The sequence below is a fragment of the Gordonia sp. Swx-4 genome (assembly GCF_030316175.1).
Taxonomy (GTDB): domain Bacteria; phylum Actinomycetota; class Actinomycetes; order Mycobacteriales; family Mycobacteriaceae; genus Gordonia; species Gordonia alkanivorans.
Genome location: NZ_CP128197.1, coordinates 2,101,394 through 2,117,422, shown reverse-complemented (window position 1 = coordinate 2,117,422; position 16,029 = coordinate 2,101,394). Strand labels below are relative to the sequence as shown.

Here is a 16,029-nt window from a genome sequence, read left to right as displayed (position 1 = left end):
GCCTCGTCCGAACCAGTCGTCGGCGATTTGGTCGTCCGACGACGCCGCTGACCCGTCCCCCCGAGGCGTTCGTCGAACAGCCACGAATCATACGCTTTACATCTCTTTTGAGATCGAAAGTGATACAGCGCATCTCACGTCTGAGAGCCTCGTCACATCCGGCGCCGCACAGGTGTGGCAGGTGGGACCTCATCAGTCCCTTAGAGACACACGAGCAACTCACGTCACACCGAAGACGTCGGGTTGCGGTTTGGATTCGGTCGTTCGACCGACATCTGCCCGAGGGAAGGAATCTCGTCACACCAGGTGTCCGCGACGGGGCAAGATTGGGGGCATGACGAGCGTGCAACTGGTCGAGGTCGGCCCCCGCGACGGGCTTCAGAACGAGCAGACCCTCCTGTCGATCGACGACAAGGTCGAGTTGATCTCGCGCAGTGTCGACGCCGGCGTCCGACGCATCGAGGCGGTCAGTTTCGTCAATCCGAAGCGGGTTCCGCAGATGGCCGGCGCCGAGGAGGTCATGGCCCAGGTTCCGCGCGTCGACGGCGTCTCCTACATCGGTCTGGTCCTCAACCGCCGGGGTCTCGACCGTGCCCTCACCGCCGCCGTCGACGAGGTCAACGCGGTGGTTGTCGCGACCGAGGAGTTCAGCCGGCGGAATCAGGGCTGCAGCGTCGACGAGGGCATCGCCGCGGCGATCGACGTCGTACATGATGCCCGCGAGGCCGGACTACGGACGACGGTGACCATCGCGGTGTCGTTCGGCTGCCCGTTCTCCGGGGAGGTCGCCCCCGAGTGGATCGGCGAGATCATCGCGCGCCTGACCGACGGCGCGGCACCGGACGAGATCGCCCTCGCCGACACCATCGGCGTCGGCGTCCCGGCACAGGTGCGCACACTCGCCGACCTGGCGGCCGCACACGCACCGGGCATCCCTCAGCGCTGGCATTTCCACAACACCCGCAACACCGGCTACGCCAATGCGCTGACGGCCCTGGAATGCGGGGCCGGCGCTCTGGACGCGTCCATCGGCGGTTTCGGCGGTTGCCCGTTCGCCCCGGCCGCGACGGGCAACATCGCGTCGGAGGACCTGCTCTATGCGCTGGACCGGTCGAACGTCACGACCGGCGTCGACATGTACGGCCTGATCGAGGCCGCGGAATGGCTGGGCAGGTCCCTGGAAAAGAGTGTCCCCGCTCTCCTCGGGCGCGCCGGAGGTTTCCCGGACGCCCGCTGAGGCGGGGACGCTCGTTGCGTTCGTGTGCGGGTGACTAACCCGTGGTGTGCACGATCAGCACGTCACATGCCGACTTGCGTGCCACGTCGGCCGGAACCGATCCGAGCAGGCGCCCGGCGATCGAGTTCAGGCCGCGGTTACCGACGACGAGGAGGTCGGCCTTGACGTCGCTCACGAGCTGGAGCAGCGCGTCGACCGGAGCACCCTTGACGGGGCGCTGCACGACGGTGGCGGCTCCGGCCTTGGACGCACGTTCCTTCGCGGTCCGCAGGATCTCCTCGGTCGGCGTCGAGCCGGTGACCTGGTAGGCCTCGTCCTTGAGGATGTCGGCAGCCTCCCCTGCGCCACGCTCGTTGGGGAAGTATGCGCACGCGATCACCAACTGCGCGCCTTCGCCCGCGAGTGCCCCCGCACGTTCCACCGCCTTCATCGACGACTCCGAGCCGTCGGTCCCGACGACGATGGTCTCGTATGCGCTCATCCCAACCTCCGACATGAATTCGCCTCGCTGCCCATCAGCGAGGCGTCACCTACATCCCCCATATTGCAGGGTTCTTTCACCGGGACATTAGTTTGCCGCGGCGTGTCTGTCCGCCGATCGTGGTGATCGGCACATGGTCGCGCTGTTGTGTCTTCGGCGGGATTGCAGGTCACAGCCCTATTTGATGCCCGCCGCGTCCATTCCGCGGAGCTCCTTCTTCAGGTCGGCGATCTCGTCGCGCAGGCGGCCCGCCAGCTCGAACTGCAGGTCCCGGGCCGCGCTCATCATCTGATCGGTCAGCTGCGACACCAGGTCGGCCAGCTCGGCGCGCGGCATCGCCGAGACATCGCGCTTCTCGATCACGCCCGCACTGCCGGCCTTCGACACCTCACCCTGCGCCCGGCGGCCGCGGCTCGCGTTGCGTCCCGAACCGCCCACCGCGACGGCCTCGTCCTCGGCCTCGCGGTACACCTGGTCGAGGATGTCGGCGATCTTCTTGCGCAACGGCTTCGGGTCGATGCCGCGTTCCTTGTTGTAGGCGATCTGCTTCTCGCGGCGGCGCTCCGTCTCGTCGATCGCGTTGCGCATCGAGTCGGTGATCTTGTCGGCGTACATGTGCACCTCACCCGACACGTTGCGGGCCGCACGGCCGATCGTCTGGATCAGCGACGTGGTGCTGCGCAGGAATCCTTCCTTGTCCGCGTCGAGGATCGCGACCAGCGATACCTCCGGGAGGTCGAGACCCTCGCGGAGGAGGTTGATGCCGACGAGGACGTCGTAGTCACCCGACCGGAGCTGACGCAGCAACTCGACACGACGCAGGGTGTCGACCTCGGAGTGCAGGTACCGCACCCGGATGCCCAGTTCCAACAGATAGTCGGTGAGATCCTCGGCCATCTTCTTGGTGAGCGTCGTGACGAGGACGCGTTCGTCGCGTTCGGTGCGCTGCCGGATCTCGTGGACCAGGTCGTCGATCTGCCCCTTGGTCGGTTTGACCACGACCTGCGGGTCGACCAGGCCGGTCGGGCGGATCACCTGCTCGACGAACTCGCCGTTCGACTGACCGAGCTCGTAGGGTCCGGGCGTCGCCGACAGATAGACGGTCTGACCGATGCGGTCGACGAACTCGTCCCAGGTCAGCGGGCGGTTGTCCACCGCCGACGGAAGCCGGAAGCCGTATTCGACGAGATTGCGCTTGCGGGACATGTCACCCTCGTACATGCCGCCGATCTGCGGCACGGTCACATGCGACTCGTCGATGACCAGGAGGAAGTCCTCCGGGAAGTAGTCGATCAGCGTCGCCGGTGCACTCCCGGCCGAACGGCCGTCGATGTGGCGCGAGTAGTTCTCGATCCCCGAGCAGAATCCGACCTGCCGCATCATCTCGAGGTCGTAGGTGGTCCGCATCCGCAGGCGCTGCGCCTCGAGCAGCTTGCCCTTGCCCTCGAGTTCGGCGAGGCGTTCCTCGAGTTCCTTCTCGATCGACGCCATCGCCCGTTCCATCCGCTCCGGCCCCGCCACGTAGTGGGTGGCGGGAAAGATGCGCAGCGAGGCGACCTGACGGACCACGTCGCCGGTGAGCGGATGCAGGTAGTAGAGCGATTCGACCTCGTCGCCGAAGAACTCGATGCGCACCGCGAGTTCCTCGTAGGACGGGATGATCTCGACGGTGTCACCGCGGACGCGGAAGGACCCGCGGGTGAATGCTGTGTCGTTGCGGGTGTACTGCACGTCGACGAGCAGCCTCAGCAGGGCGTCGCGATCGATCTCCTGCCCCACCTCGAGCTCGACCGAGCGATCGAGGTACGACTGCGGCGTACCGAGGCCGTAGATGCAGGACACCGACGCCACCACCACGACGTCGCGACGGGAGAGCAGACTCGAGGTCGCCGAATGGCGGAGTCGTTCGACGTCGTCGTTGATCGACGAGTCCTTCTCGATGTAGGTGTCGGTCTGCGCGATGTACGCCTCGGGTTGGTAGTAGTCGTAATACGAGACGAAGTACTCGACGGCGTTGTTGGGCAGCATCTCGCGGAGTTCGTTCGCCAGCTGCGCGGCGAGCGTCTTGTTGGGTGCCATCACCAGCGTCGGGCGCTGCACCTGCTCGATGAGCCAGGCAGTCGTCGCCGACTTACCGGTACCGGTGGCACCGAGGAGCACGATGTCCTTCTCCCCCGCCCGGATCCGTGCGGTCAGATCCTTGATCGCGGCGGGCTGGTCACCGGCGGGCTCGTACTCGCTGACCACCTCCAAGCGGGCTTCGGTGCGCTCGATCTCGCCGATCGGACGGAACTCGGAGTGCGCGAGCACCGGGCGTTCTGCTGCAAAAGCCATAGTGCCAGGGTAAACGCGCACTACGACACGAGTGTTCCCGCGCGGTCTGCGGCCCGCCGCCCGACCATGCGCGGCAGACGTCCCGCACATCGGGAACATCTCCGATGTTCACCCAGAGATCGGGTGCCGGCCGAACTACATTCGGGGGATGACGAGCAACAGCGGTCCCGTGACGACCGCGCCGGCCGCACCCCACTCGATGCACCCGCCCAAGCGGGAGGTCTTCGATGTGCCCGCGATGACGAACACCGACAACAAGGGATTCGTCCGGGAGGTCGAGGAATACCGAGTCACCGACTACGGCCTCTACATGTCGCGCCCCGCGCCCGGGCATCCGAGGTTCGACCATCTCGAATCATGGCTTCTCCCCTCATTGGGGTTGCGCGCCAACATTTTCCACTACCAGGGCGGCTTTCGGGCGAATCAGCGCCTCTACCTCGACATCGGGCGGTTCTCCGGCCCCGACGAGCGCGGCCGGTGGTACGCCGAGGACTGGTATCTCGACCTCGTCGACGTTCCGGGATCACCGCTGGAACTCATCGACGTCGACGAGGTCTTCGAAGCGCACCGGTGCGGACTCCTCGACAGCGACCAGTGCGTGCAGGCCGTCGAGATCGCGACCCGCGCGCTCGTCGGGGCAGCCGCGCACGGCAACGACGTACAGGCCTGGCTCGACGACGCGGTCGGCGGCGTGGTGTTCTTCCGAGACCACCGCCCCGATCACGGGTGGTGACCCGGCACGACCGCGCGCCGATGTGCCGGCCGGCCCGACGTCGGACTCAATAGGTGGGCAGCACGAAGCACGCACCGTTCCGGATGAACTGCGGCAGTTGCACTCCCGTGCCCACGTTGACGGTCCGCGTCTTGACCACCCCATCGAGGTTCGCGGCGAGCACGTAGCGTCCGGGGGCGGACGGTCGCCAGGTCGGCGTGACCTCGACAGCGGTGGGCTTGGCGTTGTGGATCGTCACGGTGCGGCCCGCCCGGGTGGACGTGACCTTGAGTGTCGACTTGGCCGACTTCGGATCGCCGACGATCACGGACAACTTGTAGGCGCATCCCGCACCGTAGAGGCCGTAATTCGACGAGCCGTTCGCCGAGGAGCCGTAACCGGGCAGCGTGTCGACGGCGATCCCCTGCAGGGCCGCGTTCGCCGGGGCGGCACTCACCGCGGCGGCCGTGAGTGCCGCCCCGACGGCGATACCGCCGACGACCGCACGCACGCGTTTCGAACTACCAGGACCCCACATATGTGCTCTTCGCAACGCTTTGCCGACTTGGTGGTCCGCACCGGCATCGGTGCGTCGTCGCAAAGCTAACAGCGCGGAGCACACGATGTGGCCAATTCAGGCAACATTCGTAGTCAGTTTGTCGAGCCCCTCAGGCGATCTCGATCCGCACGGTCGCGGGTCGCCCAGGATCGCAGGAACCGTGAACGCCGGGGCCGACGGGCGCGAACCCACCGTCGGCGAGGAGGTCGACGAGTTCTGCGGACGCGGTCTCGTCGCGGGCGGCGATCCGCAGCTCGACGTTTGCCGGATCGGTGATCTCGACGGCGGCCGCGCGCTCACCCGCGATCGCCCACAGCCGGTTGACCAGACGTGTCGCGGGACCATCCGGATTCGGTTCCGCGGCAACGAGTTCGGGGACCGGATCGGCGACCCGACGCGCCCGGACGTTGGCCTCGAACGGTACGAGCCGATCGTCCCAGACCCGCGCGGCGGCAGCGGCGAGGTCATCGGCCGATCCGGAGTTGTCGAGCCAGACGTCGGCGACCGCACGGCGCTGCTCGTCGGTGGCCTGCGCCGCGATTCGAGCACGCGCGTCTGCTTCGTCGACCCCGCGCATCGTCGTGAGGCGATGCAGTCGGACGTCGGCGTCGGCGAACACGATCACCACGAGGTGGAAGAACGGCGCGGTGTGGTTCTCCACCAGCAGCGGGATGTCCTGGACGACGACGGCGTCGTCCGGCGCCGCCGCGAGCAGTTCCTGGGTGCGCGCGCCGATCAACGGGTGGGTGATCCCGTTGAGCGCCTTCCGCGACCCCTCGTCGACGAAGGCCTTTGCCGCGAGAGCCGGACGGTCGAGGCTGCCGTCGGCGGCCAGGATGTCCGAGCCGAAGGCCTCGACGAGCCCGGCGAGACCTTCCGAACCGGGTTCCACCACCTCGCGGGCGATCTTGTCCGCGTCGATGATGTACGCGCCTCGTTCGACGAAGGTCTTCGCCACGGTCGATTTGCCGGCGCCGATGCCACCGGTGAGTCCAAGCCTGATCACGCCACCAGTCTGGCAAACAGGCTCCTGCCCGGTGCACACCGGCGCCCCGTGTGTCGTGCCGGCTCAGCCGGTGACCGCGACGAGTTCGATGGTCTCGTGCGGCAGGGTGGCCTCGCCGACCTTCTCGCCCATGTTCAGATCGACCGCGACGATCTTCTTCGACACGGGTTCACTGACATACGCGATGCGGTCCTGCACCACGACATTGGGCATCGGCGACTGCCATTCGTCGGGTTCGGCCCACTCCCCGATCACCGGGATGCGGGCGGTGCGGTTCCCGGATCGCGCGTCGAAGACGTGTAGCGCGCCGTCGGTCCCGAGGATCACCGCGGACCCGCCGGGGCCACGTTCGAGCGACCGGAAGCTGTAGGAGGCGCCGAGGTCGACCAGTCGGAGGTCGCCCGTTCGGGTGTCGGTGAGCGAGAAGCGTGTCGGCCGTTCGAGTTCGGCGCCCTCGTCGCTCTTGTAATCCCCCAGCACAACCGGGGAACCGTGGTCGCCGGCCTGGTTCCCGATGCGGCCGTATGGATCCGGGCTGGCCACCTTGCGGATGTTGTTGCCGTCGACGATCAGGATGCCGTCTTCGCAGCCGAAGGTCAGGCGACCGTCGGACGCGGCGGCCTCGCCGTGGACGCCGGGACACTCGTCATTGCGGGCGATCTCGTTCCGCTGCTTGTCCAGGATCGCAATGCCGCTCCGCGATTCCTCGTCGCCGCGTGTGACGACAACCGAACCGTCGCCGCGGAACACCGCCACACCGTGATGGGGTTGCGGGACGGTGAACGTGGTGGCCACCGGATTGCCGCGGAGCAGTTCGGCGGGTTCGACGATGTCGACCTGTCCGGTGCCGTCGCTGAACAGGCTGATGCGTGAGTCGTGGACCACGACATGCCCGGGTTCCGCTCCACCGAAACGCATCTCGGTGAGCGAGGGCTTGGTCGTGTAGTGATGCCCGTGGTCGCCCTGCGCCTTCGTCCAGGTCCCGGCGTCGAGGACCCGGAACCCGTCGGAGTCGGAGACGAAGACGTGCCGCCCGTTGCCCGCACTGTTCAGCCGGACGAATCCGTCGAGGGGAAGGTCGGCGACCTGATCGAGCGTCTTCGCGTCGAGCACGAGGATTCCGCCGTCGTAGCTGAGTGCGAGTCGTGGTGTCGCGCTTTGCTGTTCCGCGGGTCCGCGCGACGATTCGGCGGGCGGGGTCGCCTGCTCGGGGTCGCCGCACGCGACGAGCGCGATGGAGGAGGCAGCGAGCAGCGCGAGGGAACGGGTCAGAGTTGTCCGTGGTGATAGCACTCGGACAGTCAACCGTCTAATGAAAATGATTGTCAACAACGCATGGTTGTCGAGCTCGCGGGTGAGTTCAGACGTCCCCGATGAGCGGCACCAACCCGTCGAGCAGTCGCGTCAGGCCGAAATCGAACACCTCGTCAGGGGACCCTGGCGCCTGATGATGTTCGCCTGCAACGGTTCCCACGCGATCCGCGAGAGGGAACCCGCCTTTGGGGATCACCGCGTCGAGCTCGGGTGCGACGACCTCCCACCACTCGACGTCGGTCATGCCGCTGTCGGTCACCGCGGCGTCGGCAGCCAGGGCCTCCCGGGCGTTGCCGGTCACGAAGGCGGACAGGAGACCGAGGATGTGGTCACGGTCGAGGTCCGAGATGTCAAGCGGCTCGAGCAATTCGAGCTGCCGTTCGTAGCGGGCTAGACGACGCGGACCGAGAACCTGCCGCCACGGATTGGCGTCGATCAACCAGGGATGCGCCAGGTACTCCGCGCGCAGATGACGTGCGACCTGCGCGAGCGACTCCCGGACCGTCGATCCCGGCTCCGGCACCGGGTCGCCGGCGACATGGTCCACCATGAGCGCGACCAGGACGTCTCGGGTGGGCACGTAGGTGTAGAGAGTCATCGGACCGACGCCGAGCTCGGCGGCGAGTGCCCGCATCGACACCGCGGTCAGTCCACGCTCGTCGGCGAGGGTGACCGCCTTGCCGACGATCTCGTCGACGGTGACCCGTTGTCGCGGACCGCGTCTGGGTGTCTCCGGCTCCCCACGTCCACGCCATAGCAGCCGAACGAGGGTTCGGGCATCATCAGCGGTCGACACGTTGCACCCTTTCCGTACAGCGTACGAGATCAATACCGTACCCACGGGATCGCGGCTGATGTGGCAGGGACACGAAAAGCCCTCCCGGGCAGTTTCCCGGGAGGGCTTTTCGTGTGCTCAGTGCAGATCTACTGCGGGAGCAGAGCTATCAGGCGTTGCCCGAGAGCTTCTCGCGCAGAGCGGCGAGCTGCTCGTCGCTGGCCAGCGAACCACCGGTGGACGAAGCACCACTGGTGTTCGCCGAGCCACCACGGCTCTCCGAAGCCGACGAGTAGTCGGTCGGGGCGTTGGCGGTCTCGGCTGCGGCAGCGGCGAACTTCTCCATCTGGGCGGTGTGCATCTTGTGGCGACGCTCGGCCTCGGCGTACCGGGCCTCCCATGCCTCACGCTGCTTCTCGAAGCCTTCGAGCCATTCGTTGGTCTCGGCGTCGAAGCCCTCGGGGAAGATGTAGTTGCCCTGCTCGTCGTAGCTGTCGGCCATACCGTACTTCGAGGGGTCGAACTCCTCGGTGTAGTCCTCGTTGGCCTGCTTGAGGCTCAGCGAGATACGACGACGCTCGAGGTCGATGTCGATGACCTTGACCATCGCATCGTCGTTGACGGCGACAACCTGATCCGGCACCTCGACGTGGCGCTCGGCCAGCTCGGAGATGTGGACCAGGCCCTCGATGCCCTCGTCGACGCGGACGAACGCACCGAACGGCACCAGCTTGGTGACCTTGCCCGGGACGATCTGACCGATCGCATGGGTACGGGCGAACTGACGCCACGGGTCTTCCTGAGTGGCCTTGAGCGACAGCGAAACACGCTCGCGGTCCAGATCGACGTCGAGGACCTCGACGGTGACCTCGTCGCCCACGGCGACGACCTCGGACGGGTGATCGATGTGCTTCCAGGACAGCTCGGAGACGTGGACCAGACCGTCGACGCCGCCGAGATCGACGAACGCACCGAAGTTGACGATCGAGGACACGACGCCCTTGCGGACCTGGCCCTTCTGCAGCTGGTGCAGGAACTCGCTGCGGACCTCGGACTGGGTCTGCTCGAGCCACGCGCGACGCGACAGGACCACGTTGTTGCGGTTCTTGTCGAGCTCGATGATCTTGGCCTCGATCTCCTTGCCGATGTACGGCTGGAGGTCGCGGACGCGACGCATCTCCACGAGCGATGCCGGGAGGAAGCCGCGCAGGCCGATGTCCAGGATCAGGCCGCCCTTGACGACCTCGATGACGGTGCCCTTGACGGCCTCGTCCTTCTCCTTGAGCTCCTCGATGGTGCCCCAAGCCCGCTCGTACTGCGCACGCTTCTTGGAGAGGATCAGACGGCCTTCTTTGTCCTCTTTGGTGAGGACCAGGGCCTCGACCTCGTCACCGACGTTGACGACCTCGTTGGGGTCAACATCGTGCTTGATCGACAGTTCGCGAGAGGGAATGACGCCTTCGGTCTTGTAACCGATGTCGAGCAGAACCTCGTCCCGATCGACCTTGACGATGGTTCCTTCCACGATGTCACCATCGTTGAAGTACTTGATCGTGGAGTCGATGGCGGCGAGAAAGTCCTCGGCAGTGCCAATGTCATTGATGGCTACTTGCGGCGAGGTGATCGTGGGGGACGACATATGTTGAGTTGCTCCGGACAGGTGTGTAGTAGGTACAGTTCTGGACGTAATGCGCGGCACAAAACCCCTGATCAGAAGCATTTCGACCGGGGCGTGTGCCTGTCGCGCGTCATCAAGCGCACGCGCGTTCTCAAAGCCTACTCCAGCGGCATTGTGCTGGGCAAATGCCCTTGAGACGGCCCTCCGAGAGTCCCCTGCGTTGCCCCTCCGCCGTGCCGCGGCGCGCTTCGCGATCCACGACCGCAGCGATTCGACGGCGTCGTCCCGGTCGCCGGCCGACAGCCTGTCGGTGGCCGGCACGGCCGCCGTGGATCTACCCGTTCGGACGACTCGCCCACTTCATCGAATGAACCCAGGGAAACCGTGCGGTGAAACTGGAAGAAATCACTGTAAGCCTGAACTGCGCAAACGAAGCGACAGCCGAAAGCACCACCGACGCGGAGGGCAGACTCGTCATTCACCTGTTGGCGATCGTGGGCTGAACCACCGGGTGCTGCACGCGTGCTCTGGTTGACTGCATCCGTGGCACATTCGATCGAGTTGTTACCCGACAACGACACCGACGCCTGGGTGCGGCGCCGCTGGTCAGCGCTCGCCGACGTCGGTCTTCCCAGTGCGCAGCGCGTGCGGTCGGACACCAACCGTCCGCACGTCACCCTGTTGGCGGCGCGCCACATCGCGTCCGCCGCCGACGCCGCCCTCGGTCCCGCCGGCCAACGTCTACCGATGAAGTGCATCATCGGGGCGCCCGTCGTGTTCGGTCACGGCTCCCGTCACACCCTTGCACTGCTCGTCGTACCCAGCACCGAGTTGCTGTCGCTCCACGCCCAGGTGGCCCGCACGGTTCGCGGCCACACCGTCGACCCTGACGACACCGAGGCGGGCGCGGAGAATCCGAGCACCTTCGCGCACGTCGATCCCGGCGCCTGGACCCCGCACATCACCCTCGCCCGGCGCCTGACGTCCGCGCAGGTCGGCGAAGCGCTCGTCGCGCTCGAATCGCTCGGCAAACCGGATCGGATGTGCACCTTCACCGCGTTGCGACGCTGGGACCCCGATGCCCGGACCGAACACGTTGTGGCCGGACGGGCGTGCTGAGCTGCACCGGAGCTGTGAGTCGAGTCGAAACCGCTCCGTGACCGGCTCGAGAGCCAACGCTGCCATCGTCACACCATGACGATCACATCCGACAGCACCACACCACCCGGTCACGGCACGCACAACCCGACCGTCGCCTCCTCGTCACCGAGCGCCGACGAGTTCGCCGAACGATTCCTCAACTCCACCCTGGCCACCGCAGAGACCATGAGCGTCTATCTCGGGGAGCGACTCGGCTGGTACCGGTGCCTCGTCGACCACGGTCCGCTGACCGCCGACGACCTCGCTTCCCGCACGGCCACCGATGCACGGTACGCCCGGGAATGGCTCGAGATGCAGGCGGCCTTCGGCATTCTCGACGCCGACCTGTCCGGCAGACCAACGACATTCGGTATCCCACCCGGCGTCGCCGAGGTCCTCACCGACACCTCCAGTCGTTCGTATCTGGGTGCGCTCCCCCGGATGTTCGCCGCCTCGTTCGGCCGGCTATCCGAACTACTCGACGCCTACCGCACCGGCGGCGGTGTCAGCTGGGAACAGCTCGGGGCCGACGCGCGCGAATGCCAGGCCGCACTCAACAAGCCGTGGTTCGACGCCGATCTCGCACCCGCTCTCGCCGCCATCGACCATCTCCATCAGCGACTGTCCCGACCGGGCGCGAAGATCGCCGACATCGGTTTCGGCGCCGGGCATTCGACGATCGCCCTCGCCCACGCCTACCCGGACGCGACATTCGTCGGTCTCGACGTCGACGCCGCATCGGTGCAGATGGCGCGGGACAACGCCGAGGCCGAAGGTCTCGGCGACCGGGTGCAGTTCCATCTCGCCGGCGGAGAAGAGGCCGTGGCACACGGACCGTTCGACGCCGCCTTCGCCTTCGAATGCCTCCACGACATGCCGCGGCCCGTCGAGGTTCTCGCCGCGACGCGGCAGGCCCTCGCACCCGGGGCGCCGATGATCGTCATGGACGAAGCGGTATCCGACGAATTCTCGGGCCCGGCAGACGAACTCGACAAACTCATGTACGGGTTCTCACTGTTCGTGTGTCTGCCCGACTCGATGAGTTCGCCGCCCTCGGTCGCCACCGGCACGGTGATGCGACCCGCCACCCTACGGTCCTACGCCGAGCAAGCCGGTTTCCGGAGCGTCGAGGTGCTGCCGATCGAGGACTTCGCCTTCTTCCGGTTCTACGAGCTCCGCACCGGCTGAAGAGTCGGCCGACGCCGGGCAATATCATCACTAGATGCCCACGAAGGACGACGACCGCGAGAACTCGGAGACCACCGAGCAGGAGCCCTCTGTGCGGCCTCCACGCGTCCTGGGCGACGTCGACTCCGCGACGAGTGACCGGGCGAGTCGCTGGTGGTGGGACCACGACGCGGAGAACTACCACGACGAACACGGCGACTTCCTCGGCACGTACACCGGAGGCGGCGACTTTGTCTGGTGCCCAGAGGGCGTCCGCGAATCCGAGGCCGGACTCCTCGGCGAGATCGAGGATCGCACGATCCTTGAAATCGGTTGCGGCTCAGCGCCCTGCGCCCGCTGGCTCGCTGCTCACGGTGCACACGCCGTCGGTGTCGACCTGTCCCGGCGCATGCTCGGGATCGGTCTCGACGCCATGGAGGCCGACGAGGTGCGCGTGCCGCTGATCCAGGCGACCGCGGAGACCCTGCCCTTCGCCGACGAGTCCTTCGACACCGTGTGCTCGGCGTTCGGCGCGATCCCCTTCGTCGCGGACTCCGCCGGCGTCATGGCCGAGGTTGCTCGTGTCCTGAAGCCCGGCGGCCGTTGGGTTTTCGCGGTCAACCATCCGATGCGCTGGATGTTCCTCGATGATCCGGGACCCGAGGGCCTGACCGTACGAATCCCCTACTTCAACCGCACGCCTTACACCGAAACCGACCCGAGCGGGCAGATCACCTACGTCGAGCACCACCGCACCATCGGCGACCGGGTCCGCGAGCTACGTGCCGCCGGGTTCATCCTCGACGACATCATCGAACCCGAGTGGCCCGACGACCACGACCGTGAGTGGGGCCAGTGGAGCCCTTTCCGCGGACGCTACTTCCCCGGCACCGCGATCTTCTGCAGCCACAAGCCCGGATAGCCGCGGGTACGCCCGGCGTCTCAGAGCAACTTCGACAGGAACTCCCGTGTCCGCTCCTCCTGCGGGTTGGCGAGGAGTTCGCGTGGGTCGCCCTTCTCCACGACGACGCCGCCGTCCATGAAGACCAACTGGTCGGCGACCTCGCGCGCGAAGCCCATCTCGTGGGTCACGACCATCATGGTCATGCCGGATGCGGCGAGTTCACGCATCACCTTGAGGACGTCGCCGACGAGTTCGGGATCGAGTGCCGACGTCGGCTCGTCGAACAGCATGAGCTTCGGTTCCATCGCGAGGGCGCGCGCGATGGCGACGCGCTGCTGCTGACCGCCGGACAGCTGCGCCGGGTAGGCGTCGGCCCGGTCGGACAGGCCTACCCGCTCGAGCAGGTATTCGGCACGTTCGACGGCGGCGGCCCGCTGCTGCTTCTTCACCTGGATGGGCGCCTCGATCACGTTCTCGAGAGCGGTGCGGTGCGGGAACAGATTGAAGTGCTGGAACACCATGCCGATGTCACGGCGTTGCGTCGCAGCGTCTTTGGCACTCATCTCGTAGAGCTTGCCGTTGCGTTCGCGGTAGCCGATGAGGTCGCCGTCGACGTAGAGGCGGCCGGCGTTGACCACGTCGAGGTGGTTGACGCACCGGAGGAACGTCGACTTACCCGAACCGGACGGGCCGATGAGGCAGGTCACCTCGCCTCGCGCGACCTCGAGCGAGATCCCCTTGAGGACCGGGACCGATCCGAAGCTCTTGCACACCCGGTCGGCGAGGACCATCGGCGTCTCGGCGGAACTCATGCGTTCTCTCCCCCGGTCGTGCGGCCGGCTCCCGGTCCGTCCGGGATGTCGTCGGCCGCGGCGGTCTGTCCGTCGGCCATCGCCTTGAGCTGGCGTGCGGTCAACGCCCTGGTGGCGCCCCGCGAGTAATGACGCTCCACGTAGTACTGGCCGACCATCAGGATGCTGGTGACGGCGAGGTACCAGGTCGAGGCGACGAGCAGCAGCGGGATCGGTTCGAAGTTGACGCCCGAGATGTCGCGCACGCGACCGTAGAGATCGAGGGTCAGCGGCACCGCCGCCACCAGACTCGTCGTCTTGAGCATGGAGATCAGCTCGTTGCCGGTGGGCGGGATGATCACCCGCATCGCCTGCGGCAGCACGGTGCGACGCATGGTCTGCGACCACGACATGCCCAGAGCGATCGACGCCTCGGACTGACCCTCACCGACCGACGACACGCCTGCGCGCACGATCTCGGCCATGTAGGCGGCCTCGTTGAGCCCGAGGCCGATGACCGCGAACAGGAATGCGGCATTGAGGGTTTGGATGTCGAAGGACGCGAACTGGTGGACGAATGGGATGCCGACGTCGATCTGCTTGTAGATCGCCGGGAACAGTCCCCAGAAAACGAGCTGCACGTAGACCGGCGTCCCGCGGAAGATCCACAGGTACACCCAGGCGGTGCCGCGCAACACCGGGTTCGGTGAGAGCCGCATGATGGCGAGCGCGACGCCGAGGACGATCGCGATGGTCATCGCCAGCACCGTCAGCGCCAGGGTGTATCCGACGCCGGACAGCACGCGCTGGTCGAACAGGTAATCGGCGTAGGTGCCCCACGCGTAGGCCTTGTTGGTGGCGGCTCCGTAGACGAAGAGCCCCGCCAGCACGAGGATGATGACCGCGGCGATCCACTGGCCCGGTCTGCGGAGCGGTACTGCCTTGATCGGTTCGGGCTCGCCGGCCGTGGTGGTGGTGTCGGTCTGCGGTGAGGTCATCTCAACTCACCGCCCCGTTGATGACGGAGACATCGATCATGCCCTCCTGCAGGCCCCAGTTGGCCGCGATCTCTTCGTACTGCCCGTTGTCCATCAGGTACTGGACCGCCTTCTGCATCGCGGGTCCCAGCGGTGAGCCCTTGCGCACCGCCCATCCGTACGGCGCCGAGTCGAACAATTCGCCGGCGGCCTTCAGCTTTCCGTTGGTGCGTTTGATGGCGTACGCGGTGACCGGCGAGTCGGCCGACATCGCCTCGACCCGGCCGAGGATCAGGGCGTTGACCGCCTCGTCCTGGCTGTCGAACTTCACCTTGTCGATCGGTGGGAGACCCCTCGCGACGCATTCCGCGCTCTTGGCCGGGATCTCGTCGGTGTCCTCGTAGGTGGTGGTCTGTACCGCGACCCGCTTACCGCAGGCGTTCGACGGGTCGATGTCCTCGTCGGAGTCGGCGGCCTGCGCCCATTGCACGCCGGCGCTGTAATAGGTCACGAAGTCGACCTGCTTCTCGCGTTCGAGGGTGTCGGTGAACGACGACATCCCGACGTTGTACGTCCCGGCCTGCACCGACGGGATGATGGTGTCGAACTGCGATTCCTTGTACACCGGAGTCAGGCCGAGGACCTTGCCGACCGCATTCATGAGGTCGACGTCGTAGCCGATGATCTTGCCGTCCGGCCCCTTGAACTCGTTGGGCTGGTAGGGCACGTTGACTCCGACCACCAGGCGTCCGGTTCGTGCGATCTCGGGCGGGACGAGTGCCGCGATCTCCGGGACCTTCTCCACGTCCACGTTGATCGGGGTCACCTGGTTGGCGCGTTCCCGTTCCTCGTTGTTCACGCACCCGGTGAGCACGACCGCGAGCGCAAGGAACACGCCGAGCAGCCGGGCCACGCGCGACCGGACACGGCGTCGGTCAACCCGCGTCGAGGCCCGTTCCACAACACATCCCTTCGATGACGAACAGATCACCTGATCAGACCAACTCACTGTAG

At 66.5% G+C, this 16,029-nt stretch carries 15 protein-coding genes; 5 read left to right on the top strand and 10 right to left on the bottom strand.

Translation table 11 applies throughout. From position 1 onward, the window contains the following. The first annotated feature begins 334 nt into the window (after window positions 1–334). Window positions 335–1,237 carry a hydroxymethylglutaryl-CoA lyase gene (locus PWF70_RS09700; RefSeq protein WP_286352942.1) on the top strand — a complete coding sequence of 301 codons (903 nt, stop codon included), beginning with the start codon at window positions 335–337 and terminating at the stop codon, window positions 1,235–1,237. Between the two features lie 34 nt (window positions 1,238–1,271). On the opposite strand, the gene PWF70_RS09695 is transcribed toward PWF70_RS09700, so the two are convergent. Both PWF70_RS09695 and uvrB read right to left on the bottom strand, forming a co-directional pair. Further along, window positions 1,272–1,718 (bottom strand): universal stress protein, encoded by a 447-nt coding sequence (locus tag PWF70_RS09695; RefSeq protein ID WP_006358695.1) that lies wholly within the window; start codon window positions 1,716–1,718, stop codon window positions 1,272–1,274. A gap of 177 nt (window positions 1,719–1,895) precedes the next feature. After that, window positions 1,896–4,052 carry an excinuclease ABC subunit UvrB gene (uvrB, locus tag PWF70_RS09690; protein WP_286352941.1) on the bottom strand — a complete coding sequence of 719 codons (2,157 nt, stop codon included), beginning with the start codon at window positions 4,050–4,052 and terminating at the stop codon, window positions 1,896–1,898. A 148-nt stretch (window positions 4,053–4,200) separates the two neighbouring features. Between uvrB and PWF70_RS09685 the strand changes: the two genes are divergently transcribed. Then, complete coding sequence (locus tag PWF70_RS09685) at window positions 4,201–4,785, top strand: ribonuclease FAU-1 family protein (RefSeq protein WP_040004263.1); 585 nt, start codon at window positions 4,201–4,203, stop codon at window positions 4,783–4,785. A 46-nt stretch (window positions 4,786–4,831) separates the two neighbouring features. Here PWF70_RS09685 and PWF70_RS09680 read toward each other — a convergent pair whose 3' ends face one another. From PWF70_RS09680 to rpsA, 5 genes are all read right to left on the bottom strand, one after another. Next, on the bottom strand, window positions 4,832–5,302 hold the full coding sequence (locus tag PWF70_RS09680; protein WP_040004262.1) for a hypothetical protein: 471 nt from the start codon (window positions 5,300–5,302) through the stop codon (window positions 4,832–4,834). 130 nt (window positions 5,303–5,432) lie between these two features. Further along, complete coding sequence (coaE, locus tag PWF70_RS09675) at window positions 5,433–6,329, bottom strand: dephospho-CoA kinase (RefSeq protein ID WP_074849942.1); 897 nt, start codon at window positions 6,327–6,329, stop codon at window positions 5,433–5,435. 63 nt (window positions 6,330–6,392) lie between these two features. Beyond that, the gene (gene aztD, locus PWF70_RS09670; protein ID WP_286352940.1) at window positions 6,393–7,622 is read right to left on the bottom strand and encodes a zinc metallochaperone AztD; all 1,230 of its coding nucleotides are present in this window, start codon (window positions 7,620–7,622) and stop codon (window positions 6,393–6,395) included. Window positions 7,623–7,689: 67 nt separating this feature from the next. Next, window positions 7,690–8,439: a TetR/AcrR family transcriptional regulator gene (locus tag PWF70_RS09665; protein ID WP_006359829.1), complete on the bottom strand. Its 750-nt coding sequence runs from the start codon at window positions 8,437–8,439 to the stop codon at window positions 7,690–7,692. 148 nt (window positions 8,440–8,587) lie between these two features. Continuing rightward, window positions 8,588–10,057, bottom strand: coding sequence for a 30S ribosomal protein S1 (gene rpsA / locus PWF70_RS09660; protein ID WP_286352939.1), 1,470 nt, complete (start codon window positions 10,055–10,057; stop codon window positions 8,588–8,590). 522 nt (window positions 10,058–10,579) lie between these two features. Here rpsA and PWF70_RS09655 point away from each other — a divergent pair. The 3 genes from PWF70_RS09655 (at window position 10,580) to PWF70_RS09645 (ending at window position 13,265) form a co-directional block, all read left to right on the top strand. After that, window positions 10,580–11,155, top strand: a complete 576-nt coding sequence (locus tag PWF70_RS09655; protein ID WP_006359827.1) for a 2'-5' RNA ligase family protein — start codon at window positions 10,580–10,582, stop codon at window positions 11,153–11,155. Between the two features lie 75 nt (window positions 11,156–11,230). Further along, entirely contained in the window at window positions 11,231–12,364 is a 1,134-nt protein-coding gene (locus PWF70_RS09650) for a class I SAM-dependent methyltransferase (protein ID WP_155225223.1), read from the top strand. A 34-nt stretch (window positions 12,365–12,398) separates the two neighbouring features. Further along, the gene (locus PWF70_RS09645; RefSeq protein ID WP_127963257.1) at window positions 12,399–13,265 is read left to right on the top strand and encodes a class I SAM-dependent methyltransferase; all 867 of its coding nucleotides are present in this window, start codon (window positions 12,399–12,401) and stop codon (window positions 13,263–13,265) included. Between the two features lie 20 nt (window positions 13,266–13,285). Here the strand turns inward: PWF70_RS09645 and PWF70_RS09640 are convergent, their stop codons facing one another. Genes PWF70_RS09640 through PWF70_RS09630 form a run of 3 tightly spaced genes read right to left on the bottom strand, consistent with a single transcriptional unit; the run spans window position 13,286 to window position 15,976 of the window. Continuing rightward, window positions 13,286–14,059 carry an amino acid ABC transporter ATP-binding protein gene (locus PWF70_RS09640; RefSeq protein WP_280141531.1) on the bottom strand — a complete coding sequence of 258 codons (774 nt, stop codon included), beginning with the start codon at window positions 14,057–14,059 and terminating at the stop codon, window positions 13,286–13,288. Continuing rightward, entirely contained in the window at window positions 14,056–15,036 is a 981-nt protein-coding gene (locus PWF70_RS09635; RefSeq protein WP_035755389.1) for an amino acid ABC transporter permease, read from the bottom strand. The genes PWF70_RS09640 and PWF70_RS09635 overlap by 4 nt, the downstream gene beginning before the upstream one ends. Window position 15,037: 1 nt before the next feature. Next, window positions 15,038–15,976, bottom strand: a complete 939-nt coding sequence (locus tag PWF70_RS09630; RefSeq protein WP_035755388.1) for an ABC transporter substrate-binding protein — start codon at window positions 15,974–15,976, stop codon at window positions 15,038–15,040. Window positions 15,977–16,029 lie beyond the last annotated feature (53 nt).